Source organism: Paraburkholderia sp. TE9906 (genome assembly GCF_056279605.1).
The window spans coordinates 67,289-93,129 of sequence record NZ_JBWCCT010000013.1 but is presented as its reverse complement, the minus strand read 5'-3'; the positions used below and the strand labels follow the sequence as shown (position 1 = coordinate 93,129).

Sequence of the window (25,841 nt, the reverse complement as noted above, 5' to 3'; positions counted from 1 at the left end):
GCGGGGAAACTCGTCTATAAACGAAACACTTTTGATTTCAAGTCAAAGATGAAAGTTACCCTCGACGAATTGCAGACCTTTGCCACGGTGGTCGACACAGGTTCGATCACCGCCGCGGCCGAGCAGTTGGACCAGACCGTGTCGGGCGCGAGCCGGACGCTGGGCAGGCTCGAAGAGAAGCTGAAAACCACGCTGTTGCGCCGGACGACGCGGCGCCTCGAGTTGACGGAAGAGGGCAAGGCTTTCCTGCAAAATGCCCGCGAAATCATCGATGCGGTGGAAAGCGCCGAAGAGCAGCTCGCGGCTCGCCGGGAACGGCCTTCCGGGCGTCTGCGCGTCGACGCCGCGACGCCGTTCATGCTCCATGTGATCGTGCCGCTGGTGGCGGGCTACCGCGCGCTGTATCCGCAGATCGAACTCGAACTGAATAGCAACGAAGGCATCATCGATCTGCTCGAGCGTCGTACCGATGTCGCCATCCGTATCGGCAAGCTGAAGGATTCGACGCTGCACAGCCGTCCGGTCGGCAGCAGCCGGATACGGGTTCTGGCGGCGCCGGAGTACCTGAAGAAGCACGGACAGCCGAAGCGCGTGGACGAACTCGTCAGGCATTCGCTGCTCGGGTTTACTCAACCCGAATCGCTCAACGTCTGGCCGATCGTCGGGGCCGACAACGAGTTATACCGGATCGAGCCGGGCATCGCCTCGTCCAGCGGCGAAACATTGCGGCAGCTGGCGCTGGAGGGCGCGGGCATCGTCTGCCTGTCCGACTTCATGACGGGACGGGACCGGCGCGAGGGCAAGCTCGTTCAGCTTTTTGCGCGGCAGACCCAGGAAGTCCGGCAACCCATTCATGCCGTCTACTATCGCAACACCGCGATATCGGCACGGATCGCGTCCTTCGTCGACTATCTGGCCGAAGCCGTGAAGGAAACGGAGTTCGCTCGCGCGCCGGTGGCACAATCGGGGTAATGGTCTTCCGTCTTCGGCAGTGTGAAATCAATGGTCAGCCCGCGACTCTTGCGGCTTCTCGTTTGCTGTTTATCCATTACTCTGCGCACGCGAATAAACGGGTTTGGCGAATTGCTTTATTTATCCGCATCTCCCTGAATTCGATGAAACTGCTCCCGTTCGACAGAGCACAGTCATCGTATGACATCGGCATCGCGGTGGGGCTCTGATTCCGCGGCAATTTCACTCTTTCCGCCTGCAGGCGACGGGCATCGAGACGATAAACGATGACCCGTTCATGAAGAATCGCGTTCTCTCAGCGGGTAAACACGGTCTGTACAAGTCAAACCGCGCTTTATAGAATTTGTAAGTCGTCGTACAACATATGTGCTTTTCAGAGACGCAACTGAACAAAACATCGCGATTTTTCCGCCGTGCGGCGTCTTCAAACCATGTCGTCGAATCCGCAATCCGTTGGCCGATCTATTTTAAGAAGTGTCATGATGAAAATGAAATTCGCCTCTTCCCGTTTCCCGATGATTATTGCGGCCTCTTTACTGGCATTCAGCGCCGGTTCGGCACAAGCGCGGGTCTTTCGCGTAGCGGACGTCCATGGCGACACCTATCCGACCAACATGGCCGTGAAGTACATGGGTGAGCAGATCAACAAGGCGACGGGCGGCAAGGATTCCGTGAAGGTCTTCGGCAACAGCGCGCTGGGTTCGGAAAACGACACGATCGATCAGGTGCGCATCGGCGCACTCGACATGACTCGCGCCAATGGTGCGGCGTTCAACGAGATCGTCCCCGAGTCGATGATTCCTTCGCTGCCGTTCCTGTTCCGCGACATCGATCATTTCCGCAAAGTGATGTACGGCCCGGAAGGCCAGAAGATTCTCGACGCCTTCAAGGCGAAGGGCATGATCGCGCTGACGTTCTATGAGAGCGGCGCACGTTCGATGTACGCCAAGCGCGCCATCCATTCGCCGGCTGATATGAAGGGCCTCAAGGTGCGCGTGCAGCCGTCCGATCTGATGGTCGACGAAATCCGCGCCATGGGCGGCACCCCCACGCCGATGCCGACCGCGGAGGTGTACACGGGCCTGAAGACGGGTCTGGTGGATGCCGCCGAAAACAACCTGCCGACTTATGAAGAGGGCAAGCACTTCGAGGTCGCTCAGGTCTATTCCGAAACCCAGCACTCGATGACGCCGGAAGTCCTCGTGTTCTCGAAGAAGGTCTGGGATACGTTGTCGCCGCAGGAACAGGACATCATCAAGAAGGCTGCGGCCGACTCGGTGCCTTACTACGTGAAGCTGTGGACCGCGCGCGAAGCCGACGCGGGCAAGCTGGTGACCAAAGGCGGGGCGACGATCGTCACCGCATCGCAGATCGACCGGCCGGCTTTCGTGAAGGCGATGCAGCCGGTGTGGGCGAAGTACGAAAAGACTCCGCAAATGAAGCAGCTCGCCGACGAAATCCAGGCAGTCAAGTAAGTTCAAAGGCGGCGTAGCGTAACGCGGCGCGGCGGCGAAAGCTTTGCAGGAAGGTCTGCGGGCTTGCGCCGCCGCGCCGTTTGTTCGTCTGCACCTCTCACACGATCACAATCCAATCGAATCGAAATAACAGAAGTTCAAATTCGATATTGGACGCCAGATCTCCCTCGTTTGAAGATTCCCTTCATTGGCGTGTCGCGCGATGCGCGGCACGCATGCAGGTGATCCACATAAAAACCAGGAGACGACGTGGTCAAGCGATACCAGCTCTATATCGGCGGACGGCGCGAGGACGCGACCGGCAATCGGATGCTGCCGAGCACCAATCCCTACACCGGCGCCGTATGGGCCGAAATCCCGGATGCGAGCGCGGCCGACGTGTCGCGCGCCGTCGCCGCGGCCAGCCGGGCGTTTCATGACGGCTGGCGCAACACTCCGGGCGTGCTACGCGCGGGGCTGATGCACAAGCTCGCGGCGTTGATCGAAGCGAGTGCCGATCGCCTGTCCACCATCGAAAGCACGGACAACGGCAAGATCGTGCGCGAGACGCGTCCGCAGATGCTGTGGGTCGGCCGTCAACTGCGTTACTTCGCGGGCTACGCCGACAAGCTGTTCGGCCAGCAGCTGCCGCTCGATCAGCCCAATACGCTCGACTACCTGTCGCTCGAACCGTACGGTGTGGTCGGTCTGATCACGGCGTGGAATTCTCCGCTCGCGTTGCTTGCGAACAAGCTCGCTCCTGCGCTCGCGGCGGGTAATTGCGTGGTCGTCAAACCGTCGGAGCACGCGTCGGCTTCGACATTGGAATTCGCGTCGCTGGTGGAGGAAGCGGGCTTCCCGCCCGGCGTCTTCAACGTCGTGACGGGCGGCGCGGAAACTGGCCGCGCGCTGGTCGAAGACCCCGGCGTGTCGCTCGTCAGTTTCACCGGCAGCCCGAACGTGGGCCGCCATATCGCCGCCGCCGCGGGCCGCCGGCTGATCCCGGTCAAGCTGGAACTGGGCGGCAAGTCGCCGAACATCATTTTCGACGATGCCGATCTCGACAAGGCCGTCGTCGGCGCACTGGCGGGCATTTTCGGTGCGACCGGCCAGACGTGTGTCGCCGGCTCGCGTCTCGTAGTGCAGCGCGGCGTGTACGACAAGGTGATCGACCGGCTCGCGACGCGCGCCCGCGCGATCCGCATGGGAGATCCGCTCGACCCCGCCACCGAGATGGGCGCGGTCGCGAACGAACCGCAGTATCGCCGCATCCTCGCGGCGATCGACGCCGCGAAGGACGCGGGCGGGCGCCTCGTCACGGGAGGCAAACGGGCCAGCGGTCCGGGCCTCGATCAAGGCTACTTCATCGAGCCGACGATCTTCGCGGATATCGACAATCGCAGTGAACTGGCGCAGGAAGAAATTTTCGGCCCGGTACTCGCGATCATTCCGTTCGATACGGAGGCCGAAGCCATTGCGATCGCCAACGACACGCGCTACGGCCTCGCGGCCGGTATCTGGTCGCGTGATATCTCGCGCGTGATGCGCGTGTCCAAAGCGATTCAGGCGGGCAGCGTCTGGGTCAATACGTATCGTGCGCTGGCCGCGCAAGCGCCGTTCGGCGGTTTCAAGGAATCGGGCATCGGACGCGAGCGCGGCGAGGCCGGCCTGCACGAATACATGACGACCAAAAACGTGATGATCGACTACTCGGACGGCGTTCGCGACCCGTTCGCCATCCGCACGTAAAGACGTTCGCGGCGCGCCGACGGATTGGGCGCCGCGTCTTTGTCCTCGAAGCAATCCGCGACAACGATAATCAGGAGACACCATGAGTCAAAACCAGCGAATCGGATTTATCGGCCTCGGCGTGATGGGTGGGCCGATGTGCACGAATCTCGCGCGCAAGTCAGGTCAGCCGGTCCATGTATTCGATATGTCGAAGGAAGCGGTCGCCAAACTGGTGGATGCGGGCGCTACGGCTGAAGACAGCATTGCGTCGCTCGCGAGGAACGTGGACGTCGTGTTCCTGTCGCTGCCGTCGATCGATCAGGTCGAGACGGTATGCGCGGAACTGCGCAGGGCCAGCGACACGCTGCGCCTGATCGTCGACATGAGCACGAGCGACGTTTCGCGCACGAAAGCATTGGCGCAATCGCTGGCGAAAGACGGCATCGCGTACGCCGATGCGCCGGTGGCCCGTACCGCTGAGGCGGCAGTCAAGGGCACCTTGCTCATCACCGTGGGCGGCAGTGAAGCGCTGTTCGCATCGATTCGTCCGCTGCTCGAATGCATGGGCAGCGACATCCTGCACTGCGGCGATGTCGGCGCGGGCCAGATGGTGAAGATCCTCAACAACATGATGGTCTTCATGACGGTGAACGCGCTCTCCGAAATCATCACGATCGGCCGGCGCGCGGGGCTCGACGGCCAGGTGCTGTTCGACCTGCTGTCCAAGGGCTCGGCCGACAGCTTCGTGCTGCGCAATCACGGTATGAAGTCGCTCGCCGCCGACACGTTCCCGGAGAAGGTATTCCCGCTGCTGTATGCGATCAAGGATGCCGGCCTCGCGCTGACGCTGGCCGAGCAGGGGGACTTCAAACCGCACATCGCGAAGTACACCTACGATTTGCTGTGCGAGGCTCGCGATGCCGGCTTCGGTCAGAACTATCATCCGGCGATCGTGCAGATCGTCGACGGCCGCGCGAGCGGGAAGGCGAAATCCGCAGCCTGAGTGACGAGCGGCGGCCGACTTCAACGATTGGAGCGGGCCGAATGCCAAAGCGAGCGTGGCCCGCTCAGGCGGGCTCGCTTTCGTCTCCCGCCAGTCGCGGAAGAATCGACGCCACGATCTTGCGCGTTAACGCGGACGCATGACGCTCGCACCAGATCGCTTCCATGCGCACGCTGCCGGCCGTCATCGGCAGTTCTCGAAACCGCACGCCCGGAAACGCGCTGCGAGCATACGCGCGCGGCACGAGCGACAGCCCAAAGCCCAGATGCACCATCTGGAAAATGATTAGCGGATTGCGGGCGGTATGGCGGATTTCCGGGCTGAAGCCAGCCTTGTGACAACACGCGACGATCGCATCGAAAACCGCCGGACCGTGTTCGCGCGACAGTCCCACCATCGCTTCATTGGCCATATCCGCGAGCTTGAAGTCCGGTTTGGTCGCTAGCCAATGGTGATCGGGTACGACGGCGACCAGCGCCTCGCTGAAGATCGGCGCGTGACTGAGTTTCATCCGATCCGGCCGCACATGAACGATGCCCAGATCGAGCACGCCTTGCGCGACGGCGACGACCTGATCCTGCGACTGCATGTCGTTCACCGAAATCTCCACATGCGGAAACGCCTCGCGCATCAGCGTGAGAAACGTCGGCATTACGCTGAACAGCGCGGCCGTAGCCACGCCGACGCGCAGCGCGCCCGCATCGCTATTCGCGGTTCGCACGGTCGCATTGACGGCGGTGCGCAGCTGATCGAGCAGCAGCCGGCTCTCGCGCAGAAAGACCGCGCCGGCGTCGGTGAGTTTGACCTCGCGTTTGGTGCGCGCAAAGAGTTGCACGCCCATCTCCGTTTCGAGCGCCTTGATGTGCTGCGAAAGCGGTGGCTGTGAAATGTGCAGACGCTCCGCGGCGCGGCTGAAACTCAGTTCTTCCGCGACCGCAACGAAGGAGCGCAGATGCCTCATGTCCATGACGTATCGCCTGTGAACGCAGAATGACGGGAGGAGCGGCCTCGCGGACGACGCCGCGCAGGCCCGATATGGTGGGAGATTCTATAGGCAGCGCGACCGGCGACAAAGCGTCGTGCGGATGCGGGCACGAAAACGATGAAGCCCGGCGGGTTCAACAACCGGGCTTTGCCGCTGCTACGAAAGAGGCGCTGCGAAGGAGTATCGATGTCCCCGACGTGCCAGTGTCAGCCGAGCGCACGCATAACGTCACGCACCGGCGTCTCGGGCGTGGCCGACAGCAAGGCGTCGAGTACGGTGTCGACACCTTGCGCCGGGAATCTCAAACCGGCGTTGCCGCGGAATTTACCAACGATCTCGTCGAGCGACAACGCACGCTCGCCGCTGCCGAGATTCATCGGCACATGCGCCCGCAGCGTCCGGCCATCGGCGAGCGTGACGCTTACCGCGCCCGAGAAGTATTTCGGGAAGTTCGAAGCGGCCTCTTTGATGCACTCGGTCTTCGCGGCGAGTGACAGGATGTGCGGATCGCGCAGGCTTTGGTCGCTGAGTTCCGCGAGAGTGAAGCGCTCCCGCGCGAAGCACGCGGCCACGACGAACTGCGCGCTGAACTTGGCCTCATAGTCGCTCTTCGGCACGACCTTGGCGCTCGCCGGTTCCGCGACGATGGGAAGCGTGGCTTCGGGCAATTCGCACACGATGCGCTCGATTTTCGCGTCGGGGCCGAGTTCGCGGCGCAATTGTAGCGCGGCTTCGGCGCAGCCATGAATGAAGTGACACACCGGGTAGGGCTTGATCGAGGTGTCGAGCATCGTCCAGTTCGAGCCCAGTTCTTCGGCGATCGAATCGGCATCGACCTCGCTGGCGAGACCTTGTAGATGGGTGTCGATGAGGCCAAAGCGGCCTTCATACGGACGTTGCGGACCTGCGAAGCCGGCCTGCGCCATATGCGCCGCCGTGATGCCGGCGAGTGCGCCCCAGCCGGGGTGCATGCGCTTGGTCCATGCGCCGTTTTCGAGGAAAACCTGCACCCCGGACGCGGTGCTCGCCGCGATCCCTTGTGCGCAGACGATCTGTTCGGCCGTGAGGCCAAGCAGCTTGCCCGCGACGACGGCCGAGCTGAAATGCGACACGATGCCTGTCGCGTGGAAGCCGACGTGGTGAAAACCGCCCTTCACCGCGCGGCCCAGGCGGATCGCGGTTTCCATTCCGGCAACGTAAGCGGTGATCATTTGCCCCCAGCTTGCGTTGGTCGATTCGGCCAGCGCCAGTGCAGCGGGTAGACATGCGACCGAGGGGTGAACGATGCTGGCGGGATGCGTGTCGTCGAAGTCGAGTCCGTGTATCAGATAGCCATTGGCGAGCGCCGCATCGCGCGCAGCCAGTTGCACATCGACGCCGATCACGGTCGCGTTGCCCGAACCCGCCGCCGCACGGATGCCGTTCAGGCCGGGTCCGGCAAACGGAAAGTGATGCGAAGCAAACGCGAGCCCGATCGCATCGACGATGTGATGGGCGGACTTGGTCCGAACAGTCTCGGGGATCGCAGCGAGGGTCAGGTCGTGCGCGAAAGTCGCCAGGGCTTGCGCGATATTGCCGGCGGGCTGGCGTAGAACGGAGGTGCTATGCATGGTCTCTCTCGAAACGGGCGCGACGGCATGCAGACCCGGCGCAAGCGGGCCGGGCTGCGTCATCGCGTGAATGAATGCGTGGTGTCGTAAGCGGATGCGCTCGCGTCGCGGGTCAGTTTTCGCGCACGGCGTCACCGATCCGATAGGTGCGCGCGGCGGTGTCGTAGAACAGATCGGCCTTCTCCGACTCGCTCGCGTGGGCCGCGAGCCGCTTGAAGGCATTCCACACCGTGGCGTAGCTTGCGGACGCGCGGTCGACCGGGAAGTTGCTCTCGAACATGCAACGGTTCGTGCCGAAGGCCTCGATCACCGCGTCCACCGTGGGACCCCACGCGTCCGCGAGTGTGATCGAAGACGGCGGCGCGGGCTGGCTGATGAAGTCGTAGCCAAATACGGTCGTGCCATACCCGCCGATCTTCATGACGATGTTCGGACATGCCGCGAGCGGCGCGAGCATCGGCAGCCATTCGTCGAACGCGGCCTGCTGACGGCCGGCATACGGGCCAACGCCAAGCAGCCCGCCGATGTGGTCGAGCACGATGGTCGTCTCCGGCACCGCGCGAGCCAGATCGATTACGTCCAGGAGTTGCGTGTGATAGACCCACGCGTCGAATGTCAGATCGAGTTTGGCGAGACGCCGCACGCCGGCACGAAAAGCGTGGTCGGCATAGAGGCCGAGCGGCGGCCGCGACAGCACGCCATGCTGAAACGATTCATGACGCGAGGCCGCCACACGAATTCCGCGAAAACGGCCTTTGCCCGCGTCGATCTGTGCGCTCAGCACGTCCTCGACCGCGTCGCCGAGGAGCAGGTCGGCATAGCCGACGATCCCTGCCGCGACGTCGGTCTGCGGGCCGCGCGCGTGCGCGGCTTCGGCGAGCCGCACCACCGCTTCGGTTTCGCCCAGCGGCCTGAACCTCTCTTCACCGGCGTGCCGGTATTCCCAGCCGCATTGCACATACACGGTGCTCTCGACCTTGTGACCGGCGCCGGTATCGCGCAGCAGATCGTCGAGGCCGTACCCGCCCCAGTGATGCGAGAAGTGATGATGCGGGTCGATGATCCGCCGCTCCGGTTCGAGCGTCGGCTCCTGGCCGCTTGCCAGCCATTCGGCGTGCGGATGGCGGGTTTGCAGAAGCGGCGGGTTCTCCCGGACGGCGGCCGGTGCGGCGTGCGCGGCCTGCGTTGAAGCGTTCACGAAATGTCTCCTCCGAAGGAAGTGGCCAAGGTGTTCGCAATGACGGTGACAGCGGTCATTGCGGCTCGCTGCATCTATTCGTCAAGCGGATGAATGTCTGCGCACGGGGCGGATTCATTCGTCCGGAAGCATGGAATGAGGCGCGAATCAGGCTTGGCGACCAGCATACCCAAATCGATGCGGCCTCCATAGAGGGCGATTCATTCGATATGCCTATAGATCTATCCGACTGTGCAAATTGTCCTCGGCACCCGCTTGGGAATACCTTTGCTTCCGTGCATCCCACTGCCCAATTCATCACGAGGACAACTACATCATGAATTCCGCAAAGCCACGGCAAATGGCGCTGGTCGCATTTCTTCAGGCGCAAAACTGCAGCAACTACGCGGGCTCGTGGCGGCATCCGTCGAGCATGACGGACTATCTGTCTCCTGAGTATTACCAGCGCGTCGCCCGCACGCTCGAAGAGGGCAAGTTCGACATGGCGTTCTTCGACGATCGCCTGGCGATGCCCGACATCTATGGCAATGGCCATCGTGAAACCGTTCGGTACGGCGTGCGCGCGATCAAGCTCGAACCGACCTCGGTGCTGATGGCAATGGGCATGGTGACGTCCCGCCTCGGTCTGGGCGCGACGTATTCGACGACATATTACGAACCGTTCCACGTCGCGCGTCTGTTCGCCACGCTCGACCTGATGACGAAGGGCCGCGTGGCCTGGAACGTCGTTACGTCGATGAACGACTCGGAGGCCGCGAACTTCGGCGCCGACGAGCACCTCGATCACGACGTTCGCTACGACCGCGCCGACGAATTCATGGAAGTGGTGATGGGCCACTGGGACACCTGGCGCGAAGGCGCGATCGTCGCCGACAAGCAGGAGAGCTATTTCGCCGATCCGTCGATGGTGACGCGCCTCGATCATAAGGGACGCTTCTTCAATTCACGCGGCCCGCTGACGGTGCCGCGTTCGACCCAAGGTCACCCGGTGATTCTGCAGGCGGGGCAGAGCGGGCGCGGGCTGGCCTTCGCCGCGCGTTGGGCGGAAGTCGTCTTCGCGAAGTATCCGACGCTCGAAAACGGCATCAAGCAATACCAGGCGTTGAAGGCGGGCGTGGCGGCGGCGGGGCGCGATCCGGGCTCGGTGAAGATCTGCGCCGAAGTGAAGCTCATCGTCGGCGACACCGAGGCTGAAGCGCGCGAGAAGCACGACCTGATCGCTTCGCTGTCGCGTCCGATCGACGGCCTCACGATGATCGGCGAAACGCTGAACATCGATTTCGCCGGTCGTCCCTACGACCAGCCGTTCACCGATGAAGAGCTCGCCGCTGTGTCGTGGCAGAGCCTGCGCGACAAGGTGGTTCAGGTCAGCGGCAAGCGCAATCCGTCGGTGAAGGACTTCGTCGAAGCATCCGGGCGCGGCACGCTGCGCGACGGTCCGTGCTTCGTCGGCACCGGCGCGCAGGTGGCCGAGCAGATGATCGAATGGTTCGACAAGGCCTGCGACGGCTTCGTGTTGTCGGCGACCTATGTGCCGGGCACGTACGAGGACATCGTGCGGCTTGTGGTGCCCGCACTGCAAAAACGCGGCGTATTCCGCAAGGAATACGAGGACGGCACGCTGCGCAGCCATCTGGGTTTGCGCAAACCGCGCGCCGGCGACTGGCGCAATCCGTCGTGATACGCGCGTGCACAGAACTACATAGGAGAACCCGTCGAAATGACGTCCAAGACAGTACGCATGATGTCGGCGAGCGGCATCCTGGGGTATGGCTTCCCGGAGGCATCGATTCGCGCGGCGATGGAGCGCAAGCCGCATATGTTCGGTGTGGACGGCGGCAGCTCCGACCCCGGCCCGTATTACCTCGGCTCGGGCAAGACGTTGAACACGCGCCTCGCGATGAAGCGCGACCTGTCGCTGCTGTTGCGCGCATCGATCGCCTCGGGCGTGCCGATGATGGTCGGCACCGCGGGCGGCGCGGGCGGTGAGCCGCATTTGCAGGTCTGTGCCGGGATCGTGCGCGAGATCGCACGTGAGCACGATCTGCATTTCAGAATGGCGCTGGTCCACGCCGAACAACCGAAGGATTACCTCAAGCGCCGGCTCGGCGAAGGCCGCATCCGTGCGCTCGACGACGCACCGCCGCTCGACGCGGCCGCGCTCGACAGCGCGCGGCGCATCGTCGGCATGATGGGCCCGGAGCCGTATCGCGCCGCGCTCGAAGCGGGCGCGCAGGTGATTCTCGGCGGACGCGGCACCGATCCGTCGCCGTGGGTCGCGCTGGCGATGCATCACCGCATGCCGGCCGCCTCGTCGTGGTACGCGGGGAAGATGCTGGAATGCGCGTGCAATGCGGCGATTCCGAAGAAGCACGATTGCCTGCTCGTGACTGTGGGCGAGGACTATGTCGAAGCCGAGCCGCTGAATCCCGAACTGCGCTGCACGCCGCTGTCGGTCGCTGTGCAGGCCTTGCATGAGACGTCGAGTCCGGTGATCCGCTACGAACCGGGCGGCCTCGTCGACACGACGCACTGCCGGATCGAAGCCGTGACCGAGCGCGTCGTGCGCGTCTCGGGCATGCGCTGGGAGGCGCAGCCGTATTCGATCAAGCTCGAAGGCGTGCGCAGCGTCGGCTTCAGCACGGTGACGTTTGCCGCGACGCGCGATCCTGGCCTGATCTCGCAGATCGACACGTTCCTCGATTTCGTGCGCGAATCGACGCGCACCAAGGTCACTGCGCTCGGCATCTCCGCAGACGACTATCAACTGGTGCTGCGCGCCTATGGCCGCAATGGCGTGATGGGCGCATGGGAGCCGGCGGCGAATGTCGTGCCGGTCGAGATGGCGATCATCGCGGAAGTGATCGGCAAGACGCAGGAGGTCGCCAATGCGGCGCTCTCGCTCGCGCGAGTGACGCTGCTGCATTCCGACTTTGCGGGGCGCATGTGCCGCGAGGGCAACATGGCGTTCCCATTCTCGCCGTCGGACATCGAGCGCGGCGAGGTCTACGAATTCATGCTGCAGCACGTCGTGTTTCCAGACGATCCGCTGGAGATGTTCCCTATCGAATACGAGGAAGTCTGACGATGGCCCGGCTCAAAGACATCGCGAAGGCCTGCAAGAGCAAGAACGCGGGACCGTTCCACATCACACTCGACATCATGTTCGACGACCCGGTGCTGTATGAAAAAGTGCGGGCGACGGGTGTCATCACGGCGCAGCGCATTGCGTCGCTGTATCACGTCGATGTCGAGCAGGTGCGCTTTACCGAATACCCGCCGGCGCTCGCGTGGAAGGCTACGCTGCCACGCCGCATCGCGTCGGGCGCGATCGGCGACACGGATATCTACGGCGCGCAGCAGCATGCACCTCTGCTGGATATCGAGGTGCCGCTGTGATGCGCGGCGCCACCGACTTCGACTCTCACGGACAGACAGGCAAGGTCATCCCTATGCAAGACGCCAATTCCATCATGGAGGCACACGCGGACGCGGAATGTCGCGACGTGTGCGAATTCCCGGAGCGCGATGGCTCCGTTTCCCGTCGGCTCGACGAAGCCGCTGACGCACGGCATCCGCTGTACGAGCCGCCGATGCCGAAGCCGGCGCGCCTGGTGACGCGGCATTTGCGCGACGCCGCGACGCCTGCGTTCGACAACTTGCCGGCGGCAGTCCGTGCGATCGAGCGCGGCGAGTTCGTTCTCGTAGTCGACGACGAAGATCGCGAGAACGAAGGTGACCTGATCATCGCAGCCGATGCCGTGACGCCGGAAAAGCTCGCGTTCATGGTGCGCCACACGAGCGGCCTCATTTGTGTCGCGATGCCTGGGCGCGTGCTCGACGGCCTGCGTTTGCCGCCGATGGTCCAGCACAACGACGACCCTTTTCGCACCGCGTTCGCGGTGAGCGTCGATTTGCGTCTGGGCGTAACGACGGGCATTTCCGCTGCCGACCGCGCCGCGACGATCTCGGCGCTCGCGGCACCGAAATCGGTGGCGGACGACTTCGTGCGTCCCGGTCATGTCTTTCCGCTACGCGCCCGCGAGGGCGGCGTGATGGAACGCCCCGGCCACACCGAGGCGGCCTACGACCTCGTGCGGCTCGCCGGGCGCGGCTATGCCGGCGTGCTGTGCGAAGTGGTCAACGAAGACGGGACGATGGCGCGGCGGCCCGATCTGGTGCGCTTCGCCGTCACGCACGGTATTGCGCTCGTCTCGATTGCGCAACTGGTCGCGTACTGCGGTGCGGCCGACATGGCCTGAAACGCGGGAGAGAAAACATGAATGTCATCGACAGCAAGAGCCTGCGCAAAACGCTCGGCGCATTTACCACGGGTGTCACCGTGATCACCACGCTGGGCGCCGACGGGCGGCGTTACGGCGTCACCGCCAACTCGTTCAGCTCGGTGTCGCTCGATCCGCCGCTCGTGCTGTGGAGTCAGTCGACCACCTCGCGCAGCCATCCGGCGTTTCGCGACACGGAGCGCTTCGTCGTGAACATCCTGGCGGTGGACCAGATCCACGTGTCGGACCGTTTTGCGAAGTCGGGCGACGACAAGTTCGACGGCTTCGAAACCGACGCGGGGCTGGACGGCTTGCCGATCATTCGTGGTGCTGCAGCCTATCTCGAGTGCCGCAAGATGGCGACGTATCCGGGTGGCGATCACGTCGTGTTTCTCGGTCTGGTGGAGAACCTGTTTCGCGGTGATCGTGCGCCGCTCGCCTTCTGCGACGGGCAATACCTGACGCATCTGGCCCAGCACCTGGCTGAAGCGTAGCCGGCATCGGCAACCCGCCCCGATACGCCGTGCGGCGCGGGTGCGCTGTATCCGTGGCGAGCGTTCGGCTGTGCGCCCGCGGCGCTCGCGCCTACGTGTTTTTCCCTACGCGGCGCGGCGTTTCCGACGTGGGTGCGTGGGTAGGCTGCGTGCTACCATCGCCGCTACAACTTCAACGCGGTACTGCCGATCTGTTTGGGGGCTGCGGCGCTGGACGCTGGTGCGTCCGGCGAACATCGACTCTTGCCCGACCTCATGGACAATCCCTCGTTTCGCTTTCACCTTCCCGAGCTGGAAACGTTTCTGGTCGTGCTCGAAGAGGGGCAGTTCAGCAAAGCGGCGGAGCGGCTCTGCATTTCACAGCCGACGGCGTCCAGCCGGGTGAAGAAACTGGAATCCGTGTTGCGGGTGCAACTGCTGGTGCGCACCACGCGCAGCGTCGAACCCACCGAAGAAGGGCGGCTGCTGCAAGCCGCGGCCACCGACGCGCTCAGTGGCCTCTATGACGTCTTACGCCAGTTCCGCGGCCGTTCCGAGGCCGCGCGCAATCGCGTCGTGGTGGCCGCGACGCCGATGATCGCGGCGACCTTCCTGCCGCAAATCATCCATTCCTATTGCGAGCGCTTTCCCGATGTGAGTGTCCAGCTCAAGGACATGCCGTACGAAAGCGTGCTCAAGACGGTCGCCGACGGCGCGGCCGATCTGGGCGTGGCCGCGGTCGATGGCGATTACGACAACCTGCTGTTCCAGCCGCTGGCCGAGGAGCCGGTGGTGCTGATGGCGCCCGCGGCTCATCCGATCACGCAAGCGCAGAGCGTCACCGTGGAAATGCTGCTGCCTTACCGGCTGATTCTGCTCGCGCGTTACAGCGATCTGCGCGAGCGGCTCACGCAGGCTTTCGACGAACGCGGGGCCGTGTTCGACGCAACGACTGCGGCCACGCTGCCCACGCTGCTTGGCATGATCGACACCGGCGGCTTTCTCACCTTCATGCCGCGTTCGCTCGCGGAGTCGAATGCGCGCCGCAATCGCACCACGCTCGAACTCGCAGACTTCCAGGCGACGCGTTGCTACGGCAGCATCGTCACGCGCAAAGCGGTGCCGACCAGTGCGATCAAAAGCTTTCGCGAGCATCTCCATCGGGAATTCGAGGCGTTGATGCAGGGTGCGGGCACGGCGGCGTAAGCTGTCGGCCTCTCCTGTTTGCGGAGCTTTATCCAAGCCGTTTTTCCTGCTGAACTTTCGTGCTTCGATTCTCGCGTTCGGCGCACACGTTTGCGCGTGACATTCGAGCCGTGTCCGCAGCTAGCCGGCTTTCATCGCGCCAAAGAAAATGGCGTCACGGCCGACAGACCGTGACGCCATGCGAGAGGCGCGGATGTCCGGGACAGCTTACGTCGTGCTGCTACCGATGACCGGTGCACCCGACACGGCGGGCTCAGTGGCCGCGTGCAGGCGCTCGCCGACGTAGCCCACCGAGTGAGCGCGGTGGCGCAGCTTCATATAGCCGATGCCGCCCAGCGTCGCGATGAACCCGGCGACCGACACCATGCCCGCGAGGTAGAGCCAGGAGCCCGTCTTGCGCATCAGCCACTCGGCGAGAAGCGGCGTCGGGGCGCTGAAGAGGATCGAGGCGATCGCGCCCGACACCGCCACGCCGGTATAACGGTACTCCGCCGGAAACAGCTCGGCGCTCATGCTGCCGACCACGCCATACGTCGTGACCTGTCCGCACACCATCGTGAGCGACAGTGCGATGCCGACCAGCAGCGGGCTCGCCGTATTCAGCGTCAGGAACAGCGGGACACTGCCCAGCACGGCGAAGAGCGTCCCGAAGAAGAAGACGCGGTGTGCGCCGATACGATCCGCGTACGAGCAGATGATCGGAAAGGCGATCAGATCGATAAGCGAGGCGATCATCACGAGTCGGAACGTGGTGGCCTGCGGCATCTTGAGATGGAACGTCGCGTATGACACGAAGTACGTCGCCACCATGTAGAAGACCACGGCGAATGATGCGGACATCGCGGTGGCGACCAGCGTCGGCAGCTTGGCGTGACGCAGCAGATCGCCAATCGGCATTTTTACGCGGCGGCCGGCGGCCTTCACGCGTTCGAAGTCTTCCGATTCCGCGACGCCGAGACGGATGATCAGACCGATGAGCACGAGCGCGAAGCCGGCGATGAACGGCACGCGCCATCCCCATGCCAGGCGTTCTTCGGGCGGCAGCAGGCCGACGAGCGCCATTGCGCCGGTCGAGAGAAACAGGCCGAAGCCGCTGCCCATCTGCGGCGCGGCGCCATACAGACGGACCTTGTGGCGCGGTGCATTCTCGACGGCCACCAGTACGGCGCCACCCCACTCTCCGCCGACCGCGAGACCCTGCAGCAGACGCAGCGAAACGAGCAGTACCGGCGCGAGTACGCCGATCTGCTGGTAGGTCGGCAGCAGCCCAATGGCGCCGGTCGCCACACCCATGAGCACGAGCGTGAAGATCATGGTCGACTTGCGGCCGATGCGATCGCCCAGGTGGCCGAAAATGAAGGCGCCAAGCGGACGGGCGAGAAACGCCACGCCGAACGACGCGAAGGCGATGAGCCGCGCAATGGCGGGATCCTTGTTCGGAAAGAACAGCGGCCCGAAGTAGAGCGCGGCGGCGGTGCCGTAGATGAAGTATTCGTACCACTCCACCGAGGTCCCCACGCAACTGGATATGAGTGCGCGTCGCGCCTGTTTGACCTTGTCGATCCGGGTCCGGGCGTCTTGCTCTGCCATGGTGTCTCCTGATTTGAATAATGTACTCTGAACCGGTAGCCGCGATAAACGGCACCGGCCCCTGAGCCGGTTATTCACATTCTGGTCACCCAACGGCGAAGCATCTATGCGTTGACCAAATAGATTGATTGGATTTTTGGAAGAATGCCGGGCATGCGTTGGTCGATGACAGTGCCCTGACGTATTCCTTGCAGCGTGTCCAGCGAGCTGATGAGGACGGTCGTGGAAATCGCTGCGATTGCGATGCGATGAAGTGAGCCGTTCGATGCAGCACGCCGCCCTGTCACGCGACGCCTGGCGATCCTGAGGCGCGATGTGAGCGCGATATCAACCACCTCGCGCCATTGCGCATCCCACTCCCCCACCAGGGAAATCCCGCGTCTGCGCGCAACCACAGGCACAATAGCGGGCAATAACACCGCGCGCACGTCCGGTTCGGCTTTCGAACCAGCCTATGCCGCGCCACCGGCATTCCCCATTGATGCAGTCATGACCCACGATAACGCCCACCACGCCGGCACTTCCGCCCTGGCACCGAACTCGCCGCGCTTCCTGCTGATTCTGATCTGCCTGTTCGCTTCCGCCGGGCAACTCGCGATCGATATCTACGTGCCTGCGCTGCCCGCCATGGCGCGTTTCTTCGCCACCTCGCCGCAGGCCATCCAGACGAGCGTGACTGGCTATATGGTCGCCTACGCGTTCGGCCAGCTGATCTTCGGACCGGTCGCCGATGCGTATGGCCGCAAGCCTGTGCTGGGGTTCGGGCTCGTCATCTACACGATCGGCTGCCTGCTCTCGCTGGCGGCGCCGAACCTGGAGATGTTTATCTTCGCACGCTGCCTGCAGGGCTTCGGCATCGCCACCACCAACCTGCTCGCGAAGGCGATCATCACCGATTCGTTCAAGGGTCAGGCGTTGATGCACGCATTCACCTACATGTCGATTGCGTGGGGGCTCGCGCCGATCGTGGCGCCGGTGATCGGCGCCCATCTGCAGACGTGGTTCGGCTGGCGAGCCTGCCTTGTCTTCCTGCTGGTCTATTCGCTGGTGATGTGGGCGCTGTTGTGGCGCTATCGCGAAACATTGCCGCGGCCCGTGCACCTCGAACCGCGCACGCTGGTCACGAACGCGCGCAAGGTGCTCGCGAGTCCGGTGTTCCAGAGCTGCTTTCTTGCACAGGGTCTGTGCTACAGCATCCTGCTGGTGTTCAACATCATCGGACCGTTCATGGTGCAGAACACACTGCACAAGCCGCCGACCTTCTTCGGCTACCTCGCGCTCGGCATCGGCATGATGTATTTTCTTGGCGGCCTCTCGAACCGCTTGCACGGTCCTCGTCTGCCGAGCGCGGAAGAGCGGCTGCGCATCGGTGCGCGCCTGATGGCGGCCGCTGCGGTGGCGATGCTCGTGCTTGCGCTCACGATCGGCCTGCGCGTGTGGACGCTCGCCACGCCTGTGCTCGTGATGGGCTTTTGCGCAGGCGCGATGTATCCGACGCTGATGGCCAAGGGCAACTCGCTGTTTCCGCACATCGCGGGGCTCACGAGCGCGATTCTCGGGTGCGCGCTGCTGCTCGTGTCGTCGGCGATGATGGGGCTGGCCGGCTTCGTGTCGGTGCAAATTCTGACGCCGCTCGCGGTGTTCTTCGTGATTCTCGCGGGCATCGTGGTTGTGATGGTGACCAAGCTGCTGCGTCATCTGGCGCTGGCGCAGCCTGTCGCGGTGGTGCGCGCGGGTGGCGGGGTGGTGTGAGCCTTCGGAGGGGCCAGGCGGCGCGTGTACGAGCCGTGTGATACGACTCTCTCCCGCGCCGCCAGTCGTCGAAATCAGCAGCCTTTATATGTCGGCTGGCGTCGTGCGGCAAAAGCGGCGACCCGTTCAGTCGCATCTTCAGTGAGCAATAGATTGCGTTGCAGTTCCGCTTCTTTGGCCAGACCTTGTTTCATTGAGACTTCGAAACTCGCAAGCAGCGCCTGCCGAGCGGATACCACCGCCAGGGGGCCATTTTTCACGATCCGCCCGGCGATGGCGAGTGCGGCGTTTTCGAGCTCCCGCCTGTCGACCAGATCAGTTGCCAGCCCGCAGTTCAGCGCAAAATCGGCGCTGATCTCGTTGCCGGTCAAGATCATTTTCATCGCAATGCCAAGGCCGACGATCTTGCCGAGTCGTTGCGTGCCCCCGCCGCCTGGCAGAATTCCCCACCTTGTTTCAGGCAACGCGAAGCGCGCGTCGCGCGTTGCGATACGGATGTCACAGGCGCGAGCGGGGGTTGGCTCACCAACGAACATCACTCGCTTACCCGTGTGAAAGGAAGCCACGACAGACAGACGGTGTCTCTTACGCCTTAAGAGCGCGTGATCGTTTGAATAGACTGCTCCTGCTCTCCGCGGGGTTCTGACTCATGGGTGCGAGAGCAACCAGTCGCTAATCTCGTTGAACCGTTTGCACGCGCGAAAGCATGAGCCGGGAGAACGCTCATGACCTACATTGCGGGATTGAGGCTTGAACTAGCTACAGTCCGGCTCGCTGACATGCAGATCGGCGTGCCGACTCCGTCGCGCTCGCGGACGCGACGAAGTCAGCGAGCGCGGGTAAGCCGCATCCACGTAAGCAGGCCAAATTTCTTGCCGTAAGCCGACGTCGAGCAAGCAGCGGCTCCCCACCCGACTTCTCTCATGACCGCTCGATCACGATTTCGAGGTACTCGCTCGGCAGGACGAGCGTCGAGTCGCCCGACCGGTTGTGACTACTGATCAATGTCATCAGGTCGTCGAGAAGCGCGGTCTGCCGCTCACCGTCCGGTGCGGCAAAGGCCTTGTTCATCGGCCCGTAATATGTGCGGAACACTTCCATGAAGTGCGCCGGTGAATGGTAGCGAAACGAGAAATAGCGGCTAGTCGCGACGATCTGCCGGGCCTTTGCGCTAAATAGCGTATCCAGTCGCGCCTTCGTACCCCAGAGCGCCGGTGACACCACGCCCGCGGGCGGAGGCAGGTACTTGCCGATCGTCTTGAAGACCTGTCCGATGAAGCTCTCCGGCGTCCAGTTCGCGAGACCGATCTGGCCGCCACGCTTGCAGACTCGTGCGAGTTCGGCAGCTGCCTTCTCCTGGTCCGGGGTGAACATGACGCCGAACGTCGACATCACGACGTCGAACGAAGCATCTTCGTACGGCAGTGCCTCGGCGTCAGCCGTCTGAAACAGTACGGGCAGCCCTTCAGCTTGCGCCCGCGTACGCCCTGATTCCAGCAGCGAGGCGACATAGTCGGTGGACGTGACGTCGCACCAGCGGCGCGCGGCGGCAAGCGTCGCGTTGCCATTGCCTGCGGCGACATCGAGCACGCGGCTGCCGGCGCGCAAGTCGAGCGCTTCGCAAAGATTCTCACCGACGATTTGCAGCGTGGTGCCGATGACGGCATAGTTGCCCGTCGACCATGTTGCCTGTTGCCGGACCTTGACGGCGGCGAAGTCTGCGACGGACGAGAGAGAGGAATCAACAGCGGACATGAATAACTCCTGAGAGGCAAAAGGCAGCGATACGGGAAGGCGTGGTTTTGCTGCCTGTTTTTGATGACGCCGCGAATTGCACTCCGAGCATGCCCGCGCGACGATCGGGCAAATCAAAAGCTGATCTGCGAAATGCGCGGGCTATCGGTAGCCGCAGTCTCCTTGTGGTGATGCCGGCACGTTCGGCGGTCCGTCGTGGTGGAGTTTCGTGAGTGCTAGTATCGGGATGCAAAGCGTACTGATGAATGACCAGGCGTCCAGATGTGTTGCGCAGGACGCCGAAATTGACCGGCGCTGTGGGGAGATTTTTTTGGACGTGCTTCGCCGCGTGACTGTGGGAGGGCGGTTATCTACACGCCGAATTCACTGCCCGTTGGGCCAACCACCCGATTTCCCAGTTGCTGCGGCACACAACGCCCTTTAATTTTCGGCCCCTGCTCAGGCAGGCATTACGCTTGCTGCACTATCGCTTGCGCTCGCGGCACGCGACTTCGTCGCTCGGTCCCTGAACGCCCCACAATCCGCCATCGATCTATAACGGCCCCAATTTCCGCGTGTGTCGACCTCGAGAGACGCAGATTCCGGCCGCTCTTCCCACGAGGAGAAAGCACGATGCAACAGACCGCTTCCAACACCGACACCCCGCAACAGAGCGCCGCGACCCGAACGAGTCGCCATGCTTCCGCGGACACGGCGATGCCCGTCGAACTGAACGTCAATGGCAACGTCTACAAGCTGTTGCTCGATCCGCGTACCACGCTGCTGGACGCGCTGCGCGAGCATCTGCACCTCACCGGCACCAAAAAGGGCTGCGATCACGGTCAGTGCGGCGCGTGCACCGTGCACGTGAACGGACGGCGTGTGAATGCGTGCCTGTCGCTGGCGGGCACTCACGCCGGCGACGAAATCGCGACCATCGAAGGTATCGGCCAGCCCGATGCGCTGCATCCGATGCAGGCCGCGTTTGTAGAATGCGACGGCTACCAGTGCGGCTACTGCACGTCGGGCCAGATCATGTCCGCAGTTGCCTTGCTCGATGAAGCGGTCGGGCCCGGCGACGCCGACGTGCGCGAAGCGATGAGCGGCAATCTGTGCCGCTGCGGCGCCTACCAGAACATCGTCGCGGCGATCCAGCGCGTGCGCGGCCAGTCCTGAGGAGCGCCATCATGGACATGTTCCAGTTATCACGCGCCAACGGTGTGTCTGACGCGATCGCCGCAGCCGCGGCCTCGGCGACGGCCCAGCAAGGCGCGCAAGTCCGGTTTCTCGCCGGCGGCACGACATTGCTCGATCTCATGAAGCTGAACGTCGAGCGGCCCACGCGTGTCATCGACATCAGCCGTCTGCCGCTAGAGCGCATCGAAGCGCTGCCCGACGGCGGCGTGAAAATCGGTTCTACGGCGCGCAATGCGGACCTGGCGTTGCATCCGCTGATTCGCGAGTCTTACGCCGTGCTGTCGCAGGCGTTGCTTGCGGGCGCGTCGGCTCAGTTGCGAAACATGGCAACGACCGGCGGCAACCTGCTGCAACGCACGCGTTGCGTCTACTTTCGCGACACCGCGATGCCATGCAACAAGCGCGATCCGGGCTCGGGATGTCCCGCGATCCAGGGATTCAATCGGACGCTGGCGATTCTCGGCACCAGCGACGCGTGCATCGCCACGAACCCGTCGGACATGAATGTCGCGCTGACGGCGCTCGACGCGACCATTCATGTCGAAGGGACGAGCGGTGCGCGCAGCATCGCGATCGACGACTTCTTCCTGTTGCCCGGCGCAACGCCGCAGCGCGAGAACGTGCTCGACCCGGGAGACCTCATCACGCACGTGACACTGCCGCCTCTGCCAGTGGGTGCGCGTTCGGTTTACCTGAAGCTGCGCGATCGCGCGTCGTACGAATTCGCGTTGGCGTCGGCTGCGGTGGTCGTGACGCTCGACGGTGGACGCATCGCGCATGCACGCGTTGCGCTCGGCGGCGTCGGCACCAGGCCATGGCATGCGCTCGAAGCGGAGGCGGTGCTGAAAGGTGCGACGCCCGACACTGCAACCTTCCGCAAGGCCGCGGACGCCGCACTCGCGAACGCGAAGCCGCAAAGCCAGAACGGCTTCAAGGTCGAACTGGCGCGGCGCTGCATCGTCCACGCACTGAGCCAGGCTACGGCCACGCCCTGAACCGCCGATCGAGAGGAACGCACCATGACCACCTTGCCCGACTCCGTGCTGTCCGTGATCGGACGGCCCCATGCGCGCGTCGACGGCCCGCTGAAGGTCAGCGGCGGCGCAACCTATACATCCGATGTCGATCTGCCCGGCTTGCTGATTGCGGTGCCGGTGTGCAGCACGATCGCGAGCGGCCGGCTTACGTCGCTCGACATTGCGGGCGCCGAGGCGATGCCCGGCGTCCACGCGGTGCTGCATCGGGGCAATATCGGCCGCTTCTACCGGATCTCCGGCAATTCGATGGAGACCGGCTATGTCGACGAAGCGCGGCCGCCCTTCGAAGACGACGTCATTCGCTACTACGGGCAGTACATCGCGCTCGTGATTGCCGACACCTTCGAGGCCGCGAGCGCCGCAGCGGCGGCGATCGAAGCGAGCTACGAACTCACGCCGCACGACGTGCGCGATGAGCTCGAGCCCGACGGCAAACCCAAGGTCGAGAACGAGCGCGGCGATCCGGATTCCGCGTTCGACACGGCGGCAGCGAGCGTTGACGCAACTTACGCGACGCCGACCGAAACGCACAACCCGATCGAACTGCACGCGTCGATCGCACAGTGGGACGGCGAAAACTACACGTTCTACGAGACGACGCAGTCCATTTCGATCCACCTCGGCACGCTCTCGCAGATGCTCGGCGTGCCGAAGGAAAAGATCCGCGTGATCTCGCGTTACCTGGGATCAGGCTTCGGTGGAAAGCTGTGGGTGTGGCCGCACACGCTGCTGGCGGCCGCCGCGACGCGTCAGACCGGTCGCCCGGTGAAGCTGGTCGTGAGCCGCAAGATGATGTTCCAGAACGTCGGCCATCGTCCGGTCACGCAGCAGCGCGTGCGGCTCTCGGCCGAACGCGACGGCAAGCTCACGTCGTTGCGGCACGATTACGTCAATCACACCGCCATCGCCGACGAATACCAGGAAAGCTGCGGCGAAGTCACGCCGGTCATCTACAGCACGCCGAACCTGCGCGTGACCTCCGGCCTCGCGCGCCGTAACGTCGGCTCTCCCACGGCGATGCGTGGCCCCGGCGCCGTGCCTGGCCTGTACGCCATCGAATCGGCGATGAACGAACTGGCGCGCGAGTTGAATCTCGATCCTGTCGAGTTGAGGCTGCGCAACGAACCGCGTACCGACGAAAGCACTGGTTTGCCGTTCTCGTCGCGGCATCTCGTCGAGTGTTTGCGCACTGGCGCCGAGCGGTTCGGCTGGTCACGGCGCACGCCGGACGTCGGATCGATGCGGCGCGACGGCCTGACACTCGGCTGGGGCGTCGGCGCCTGTGTCTGGCCGGGCGTGCGCTTTTCCGCTGCGGCCAACGTCGATCTTCGAGAGGACGGCAGCGCCCGGGTGGTGTGCGGCACGCAGGACATCGGCACCGGCACGTACACGGTGCTCGCGCAACTGGTGGCGGAAGAGACCGGCATTCCACTCGAGCGCATCGAAGTCGGTCTCGGCGATTCGATGTTGCCACCGGGACCGGTTTCGGGCGGTAGCGCGGTGACGGCATCGGTGGTCCCGGCGGTGTTCGACGCGGTGCGTTCGGCAATCAGGCTGTTGCTCTCGCGTGCCGCGGCAGTCGACGGTTCGCCATTCAAAGGCGCGGCAGAAGATACGCTCGCGTTCAGCGCGGGACGTGTGCATCGGAAGGAAGATGCGCCGGAGCGCGGCGTGCCGTTCGTCCAGATTCTCGAAGCAGCGAAAATGCGCGCCGCGTCGGGAAGTGGCAGCGCCACGGGCGGCTTCGACGATCCGCTTAAAAAGCGCTTCTCCATTTATTCATACGGCGCGCATTTCGCCGAGGTCACGTGGCAGCCGGAGATCGCGCGGTTGTGCGTGAGCCGTGTCGTCACGGTGATCGATGGAGGACGCATCGTCAATCCGCACGCTGCGCGCAACCAGATCGAAGGCGCAGTCGTGATGGGCGTCGGGATGGCGCTGTTCGAGCACACGATGTACGACGCCCGGACGGGCGCACCGATCAACAGCAACCTTGCCGACTACATCATCGCGTCGAATGCGGATACGCCCGAACTCGACGTGACCTTTCTCGATCATCCGGACACGGTGTTCAATGAGCTTGGCGTACGCGGCATCGCGGAAATCGGCCTTGCGGGGATCGCGGCCGCGATTACCGACGCCACGCATCATGCGACCGGTGTACGCGTGCGCAAGTTGCCGATCATGATCGAAGATCTGCTCGTGGCGGAAAGTACTTGAGGGCAGTGGATCATCCAGGTCTCCAGCGAGCGATCGACGACCAGGAACTATACTGGGGCACCTGGAGGCTTCAATGACTGATCAAGACAAACTGCATCCGCTACGTCCGCTTCTGAAGAATTGGGTTTGGGAGCATGGCCACATCGGCACTCGCTATCTGGATTGCGTTGATGGTCAGATCAAGTTTGATGAAGGCAAGAAATCGCGGTTCGCGGCCGAGAAATATATCTACGTACCGCTTGATAAGGACGTTGCAGACGATGCATCCGTGGATGGTCCCGCGATCCAGGACGCGGGACTCGCGCGGTTTTTGCGGGCTGCGCAGTTGGGCAAGCCAGAGGAGGGCGGCTCGGTCGCGGAGGTTCAGCGCGCTGTGCAGGACTGCGTGGAACTCGGCCTGTTCAGCGCCTATCAATGGCAAGCTCGGGAAGCATTGGCCCGCTACACGCAGGAGCCCATGTTCGACGACGAAATCCGGGCGGCAGTGGTTGACGACGTCCGGCGCATTTACTCCGGTATGCGGGACCAACTGGCGCTGTACGATTTCAGTGTGCTGTATGGGTTGTCCATGCCGCTGTTGATCAGCGATACGCCGTTCATCGACTGGCGAGTAGGTGTCAGTCCCGCGCTTCCGTTTGTATCGCTGCCACTGGGACCTTACTGCCTGCTGGTAGGCGCGCCGTCGGGCAGGAGTAGCCGAATCGGCCCGGTGGTGTGGAAGGCGGCCAGCGCAATGGGCCCGCTGAAGGACCACAATCGGCTTATCGCGGAGCACGCGCGTCTATGGCTCGTGGCGACCACGGATGACCAACTCGTCTCGGTACAAAGCCGCCTCGCTGTGACCACGGACTCGAAGCGAATCGAGGCGAAGCCTTAGCCGATACGCCCAGTGACAGCTGGGAGTACCCGGCGGTGGCCGCACGCTTCGCCGCTTGGCACCACTTCACCGAACTCACCTGAAATCCGTCTGTCTTCCGAGCACGGTGCGTGTGACACATTCGTGAATTCAAATCGGCTCGATGCCTAATGAAGCGTTCTGAAAGTGTCCCGGCGCGCGGATTACGCGCAAGCCGCAGGCAACGCGCGCGCAACACGTTTCGTGTCGGCGACGACTCAAATCCGCCGTACGCGTAATTGAGAATATTTTCAGCCAGTGTTCATGCGCATCAGTGCAGAACCTGACACGCTACAGCATCCGTTCAATGCCGCTTGCCAAGCCCGCGTTGCCAGGCGGTGTGCCACAACCGCGATTGCCGGTTTCTAACACGCCGATCAACTTTACCTAACGCGCCGATCAACTTTAACGATTGGCGGTTGCCACAATCCTCTACATTATTCCCTTATCACCTGTGCACGACCGAGGTCTGGGTGATTGGCCGACGAAAGAGCATAATTT

At 63.3% G+C, this 25,841-nt stretch carries 22 protein-coding genes; 15 read left to right on the top strand and 7 right to left on the bottom strand.

The features are described from left to right. Window positions 1–48 precede the first annotated feature (48 nt). The 4 genes from ACZ9H4_RS28480 (at window position 49) to ACZ9H4_RS28465 (ending at window position 5,160) form a co-directional block, all read left to right on the top strand. Window positions 49–972, top strand: a complete 924-nt coding sequence (locus tag ACZ9H4_RS28480; protein WP_408146200.1) for a LysR substrate-binding domain-containing protein — start codon at window positions 49–51, stop codon at window positions 970–972. Window positions 973–1,454: 482 nt separating this feature from the next. Continuing rightward, window positions 1,455–2,447 carry a TRAP transporter substrate-binding protein gene (locus tag ACZ9H4_RS28475; protein ID WP_408146028.1) on the top strand — a complete coding sequence of 331 codons (993 nt, stop codon included), beginning with the start codon at window positions 1,455–1,457 and terminating at the stop codon, window positions 2,445–2,447. A 249-nt stretch (window positions 2,448–2,696) separates the two neighbouring features. Continuing rightward, window positions 2,697–4,175, top strand: a complete 1,479-nt coding sequence (locus ACZ9H4_RS28470) for an aldehyde dehydrogenase (protein WP_408146026.1) — start codon at window positions 2,697–2,699, stop codon at window positions 4,173–4,175. Window positions 4,176–4,257: 82 nt separating this feature from the next. Further along, the gene (locus ACZ9H4_RS28465) at window positions 4,258–5,160 is read left to right on the top strand and encodes an NAD(P)-dependent oxidoreductase (protein WP_408146024.1); all 903 of its coding nucleotides are present in this window, start codon (window positions 4,258–4,260) and stop codon (window positions 5,158–5,160) included. A gap of 64 nt (window positions 5,161–5,224) precedes the next feature. Here ACZ9H4_RS28465 and ACZ9H4_RS28460 read toward each other — a convergent pair whose 3' ends face one another. The 3 genes from ACZ9H4_RS28460 to ACZ9H4_RS28450 all read right to left on the bottom strand — a co-directional run bounded on the left by ACZ9H4_RS28460 (window position 5,225) and on the right by ACZ9H4_RS28450 (window position 8,953). After that, window positions 5,225–6,127 carry a LysR family transcriptional regulator gene (locus ACZ9H4_RS28460; protein WP_476122022.1) on the bottom strand — a complete coding sequence of 301 codons (903 nt, stop codon included), beginning with the start codon at window positions 6,125–6,127 and terminating at the stop codon, window positions 5,225–5,227. A 224-nt stretch (window positions 6,128–6,351) separates the two neighbouring features. Next, window positions 6,352–7,755, bottom strand: coding sequence for an MmgE/PrpD family protein (locus ACZ9H4_RS28455; RefSeq protein WP_476122021.1), 1,404 nt, complete (start codon window positions 7,753–7,755; stop codon window positions 6,352–6,354). 112 nt (window positions 7,756–7,867) lie between these two features. Further along, window positions 7,868–8,953, bottom strand: a complete 1,086-nt coding sequence (locus tag ACZ9H4_RS28450; protein WP_408146018.1) for an amidohydrolase family protein — start codon at window positions 8,951–8,953, stop codon at window positions 7,868–7,870. A 316-nt stretch (window positions 8,954–9,269) separates the two neighbouring features. Between ACZ9H4_RS28450 and ACZ9H4_RS28445 the strand changes: the two genes are divergently transcribed. The 6 genes from ACZ9H4_RS28445 to ACZ9H4_RS28420 all read left to right on the top strand — a co-directional run bounded on the left by ACZ9H4_RS28445 (window position 9,270) and on the right by ACZ9H4_RS28420 (window position 14,915). Further along, window positions 9,270–10,634: an LLM class flavin-dependent oxidoreductase gene (locus ACZ9H4_RS28445; RefSeq protein WP_408146016.1), complete on the top strand. Its 1,365-nt coding sequence runs from the start codon at window positions 9,270–9,272 to the stop codon at window positions 10,632–10,634. A 39-nt stretch (window positions 10,635–10,673) separates the two neighbouring features. Then, window positions 10,674–12,038 (top strand): acyclic terpene utilization AtuA family protein, encoded by a 1,365-nt coding sequence (locus ACZ9H4_RS28440; RefSeq protein WP_408146015.1) that lies wholly within the window; start codon window positions 10,674–10,676, stop codon window positions 12,036–12,038. Window positions 12,039–12,040: 2 nt separating this feature from the next. Beyond that, window positions 12,041–12,352, top strand: coding sequence for a DUF4387 domain-containing protein (locus ACZ9H4_RS28435; RefSeq protein WP_408146013.1), 312 nt, complete (start codon window positions 12,041–12,043; stop codon window positions 12,350–12,352). 53 nt (window positions 12,353–12,405) lie between these two features. Beyond that, window positions 12,406–13,215 (top strand): 3,4-dihydroxy-2-butanone-4-phosphate synthase, encoded by an 810-nt coding sequence (ribB, locus tag ACZ9H4_RS28430; RefSeq protein WP_408146011.1) that lies wholly within the window; start codon window positions 12,406–12,408, stop codon window positions 13,213–13,215. Window positions 13,216–13,232: 17 nt separating this feature from the next. Continuing rightward, the gene (locus tag ACZ9H4_RS28425; RefSeq protein WP_408146010.1) at window positions 13,233–13,730 is read left to right on the top strand and encodes a flavin reductase family protein; all 498 of its coding nucleotides are present in this window, start codon (window positions 13,233–13,235) and stop codon (window positions 13,728–13,730) included. A gap of 255 nt (window positions 13,731–13,985) precedes the next feature. Beyond that, complete coding sequence (locus ACZ9H4_RS28420; RefSeq protein WP_408146008.1) at window positions 13,986–14,915, top strand: LysR family transcriptional regulator; 930 nt, start codon at window positions 13,986–13,988, stop codon at window positions 14,913–14,915. Window positions 14,916–15,122: 207 nt separating this feature from the next. Here the strand turns inward: ACZ9H4_RS28420 and ACZ9H4_RS28415 are convergent, their stop codons facing one another. Beyond that, window positions 15,123–16,505, bottom strand: a complete 1,383-nt coding sequence (locus ACZ9H4_RS28415) for an MFS transporter (RefSeq protein WP_476122016.1) — start codon at window positions 16,503–16,505, stop codon at window positions 15,123–15,125. 104 nt (window positions 16,506–16,609) lie between these two features. After that, window positions 16,610–16,933, bottom strand: coding sequence for a hypothetical protein (locus ACZ9H4_RS28410; protein ID WP_408146004.1), 324 nt, complete (start codon window positions 16,931–16,933; stop codon window positions 16,610–16,612). Between the two features lie 61 nt (window positions 16,934–16,994). On the opposite strand from ACZ9H4_RS28410, the gene ACZ9H4_RS28405 reads away from it, so the two are divergent. Further along, on the top strand, window positions 16,995–18,257 hold the full coding sequence (locus ACZ9H4_RS28405) for a multidrug effflux MFS transporter (RefSeq protein ID WP_476122013.1): 1,263 nt from the start codon (window positions 16,995–16,997) through the stop codon (window positions 18,255–18,257). A gap of 74 nt (window positions 18,258–18,331) precedes the next feature. Here ACZ9H4_RS28405 and ACZ9H4_RS28400 read toward each other — a convergent pair whose 3' ends face one another. Further along, the gene (locus ACZ9H4_RS28400) at window positions 18,332–18,793 is read right to left on the bottom strand and encodes an enoyl-CoA hydratase/isomerase family protein (protein ID WP_408146198.1); all 462 of its coding nucleotides are present in this window, start codon (window positions 18,791–18,793) and stop codon (window positions 18,332–18,334) included. A 385-nt stretch (window positions 18,794–19,178) separates the two neighbouring features. Then, window positions 19,179–20,012 (bottom strand): class I SAM-dependent methyltransferase, encoded by an 834-nt coding sequence (locus ACZ9H4_RS28395; RefSeq protein WP_476122011.1) that lies wholly within the window; start codon window positions 20,010–20,012, stop codon window positions 19,179–19,181. A gap of 696 nt (window positions 20,013–20,708) precedes the next feature. Between ACZ9H4_RS28395 and ACZ9H4_RS28390 the strand changes: the two genes are divergently transcribed. From ACZ9H4_RS28390 to ACZ9H4_RS28375, 4 genes are all read left to right on the top strand, one after another. Continuing rightward, window positions 20,709–21,167 (top strand): (2Fe-2S)-binding protein, encoded by a 459-nt coding sequence (locus ACZ9H4_RS28390; protein WP_238812702.1) that lies wholly within the window; start codon window positions 20,709–20,711, stop codon window positions 21,165–21,167. 11 nt (window positions 21,168–21,178) lie between these two features. Further along, on the top strand, window positions 21,179–22,183 hold the full coding sequence (locus ACZ9H4_RS28385; RefSeq protein WP_408144768.1) for an FAD binding domain-containing protein: 1,005 nt from the start codon (window positions 21,179–21,181) through the stop codon (window positions 22,181–22,183). Window positions 22,184–22,207: 24 nt separating this feature from the next. Then, entirely contained in the window at window positions 22,208–24,445 is a 2,238-nt protein-coding gene (locus ACZ9H4_RS28380; protein WP_408144766.1) for a xanthine dehydrogenase family protein molybdopterin-binding subunit, read from the top strand. Between the two features lie 73 nt (window positions 24,446–24,518). Then, window positions 24,519–25,322, top strand: coding sequence for a hypothetical protein (locus tag ACZ9H4_RS28375; RefSeq protein WP_408144764.1), 804 nt, complete (start codon window positions 24,519–24,521; stop codon window positions 25,320–25,322). Window positions 25,323–25,841: the final 519 nt, after the last annotated feature.

What these genes read in the sequence shown, in the direction of transcription:
- ACZ9H4_RS28380 (WP_408144766.1), top strand. Translation starts at nt 22,208, where the DNA reads ATGACCACCTTGCCCGACTCCGTGCTGTCCGTGATCGGACGGCCCCAT.
- ACZ9H4_RS28475 (WP_408146028.1), top strand. Translation starts at nt 1,455, where the DNA reads ATGAAAATGAAATTCGCCTCTTCCCGTTTCCCGATGATTATTGCGGCC.
- ACZ9H4_RS28405 (WP_476122013.1), top strand. Translation starts at nt 16,995, where the DNA reads ATGACCCACGATAACGCCCACCACGCCGGCACTTCCGCCCTGGCACCG.
- ACZ9H4_RS28375 (WP_408144764.1), top strand. Translation starts at nt 24,519, where the DNA reads ATGACTGATCAAGACAAACTGCATCCGCTACGTCCGCTTCTGAAGAAT.
- ACZ9H4_RS28480 (WP_408146200.1), top strand. Translation starts at nt 49, where the DNA reads ATGAAAGTTACCCTCGACGAATTGCAGACCTTTGCCACGGTGGTCGAC.
- ACZ9H4_RS28390 (WP_238812702.1), top strand. Translation starts at nt 20,709, where the DNA reads ATGCCCGTCGAACTGAACGTCAATGGCAACGTCTACAAGCTGTTGCTC.
- ACZ9H4_RS28395 (WP_476122011.1), bottom strand. Translation starts at nt 20,012, where the DNA reads ATGTCCGCTGTTGATTCCTCTCTCTCGTCCGTCGCAGACTTCGCCGCC.
- ACZ9H4_RS28460 (WP_476122022.1), bottom strand. Translation starts at nt 6,127, where the DNA reads ATGGACATGAGGCATCTGCGCTCCTTCGTTGCGGTCGCGGAAGAACTG.
- ACZ9H4_RS28440 (WP_408146015.1), top strand. Translation starts at nt 10,674, where the DNA reads ATGACGTCCAAGACAGTACGCATGATGTCGGCGAGCGGCATCCTGGGG.
- ACZ9H4_RS28420 (WP_408146008.1), top strand. Translation starts at nt 13,986, where the DNA reads ATGGACAATCCCTCGTTTCGCTTTCACCTTCCCGAGCTGGAAACGTTT.
- ACZ9H4_RS28455 (WP_476122021.1), bottom strand. Translation starts at nt 7,755, where the DNA reads ATGCATAGCACCTCCGTTCTACGCCAGCCCGCCGGCAATATCGCGCAA.
- ACZ9H4_RS28465 (WP_408146024.1), top strand. Translation starts at nt 4,258, where the DNA reads ATGAGTCAAAACCAGCGAATCGGATTTATCGGCCTCGGCGTGATGGGT.
- ACZ9H4_RS28435 (WP_408146013.1), top strand. Translation starts at nt 12,041, where the DNA reads ATGGCCCGGCTCAAAGACATCGCGAAGGCCTGCAAGAGCAAGAACGCG.
- ACZ9H4_RS28415 (WP_476122016.1), bottom strand. Translation starts at nt 16,505, where the DNA reads ATGGCAGAGCAAGACGCCCGGACCCGGATCGACAAGGTCAAACAGGCG.
- ACZ9H4_RS28385 (WP_408144768.1), top strand. Translation starts at nt 21,179, where the DNA reads ATGGACATGTTCCAGTTATCACGCGCCAACGGTGTGTCTGACGCGATC.
- ACZ9H4_RS28425 (WP_408146010.1), top strand. Translation starts at nt 13,233, where the DNA reads ATGAATGTCATCGACAGCAAGAGCCTGCGCAAAACGCTCGGCGCATTT.
- ACZ9H4_RS28445 (WP_408146016.1), top strand. Translation starts at nt 9,270, where the DNA reads ATGAATTCCGCAAAGCCACGGCAAATGGCGCTGGTCGCATTTCTTCAG.
- ribB (WP_408146011.1), top strand. Translation starts at nt 12,406, where the DNA reads ATGCAAGACGCCAATTCCATCATGGAGGCACACGCGGACGCGGAATGT.
- ACZ9H4_RS28400 (WP_408146198.1), bottom strand. Translation starts at nt 18,793, where the DNA reads ATGTTCGTTGGTGAGCCAACCCCCGCTCGCGCCTGTGACATCCGTATC.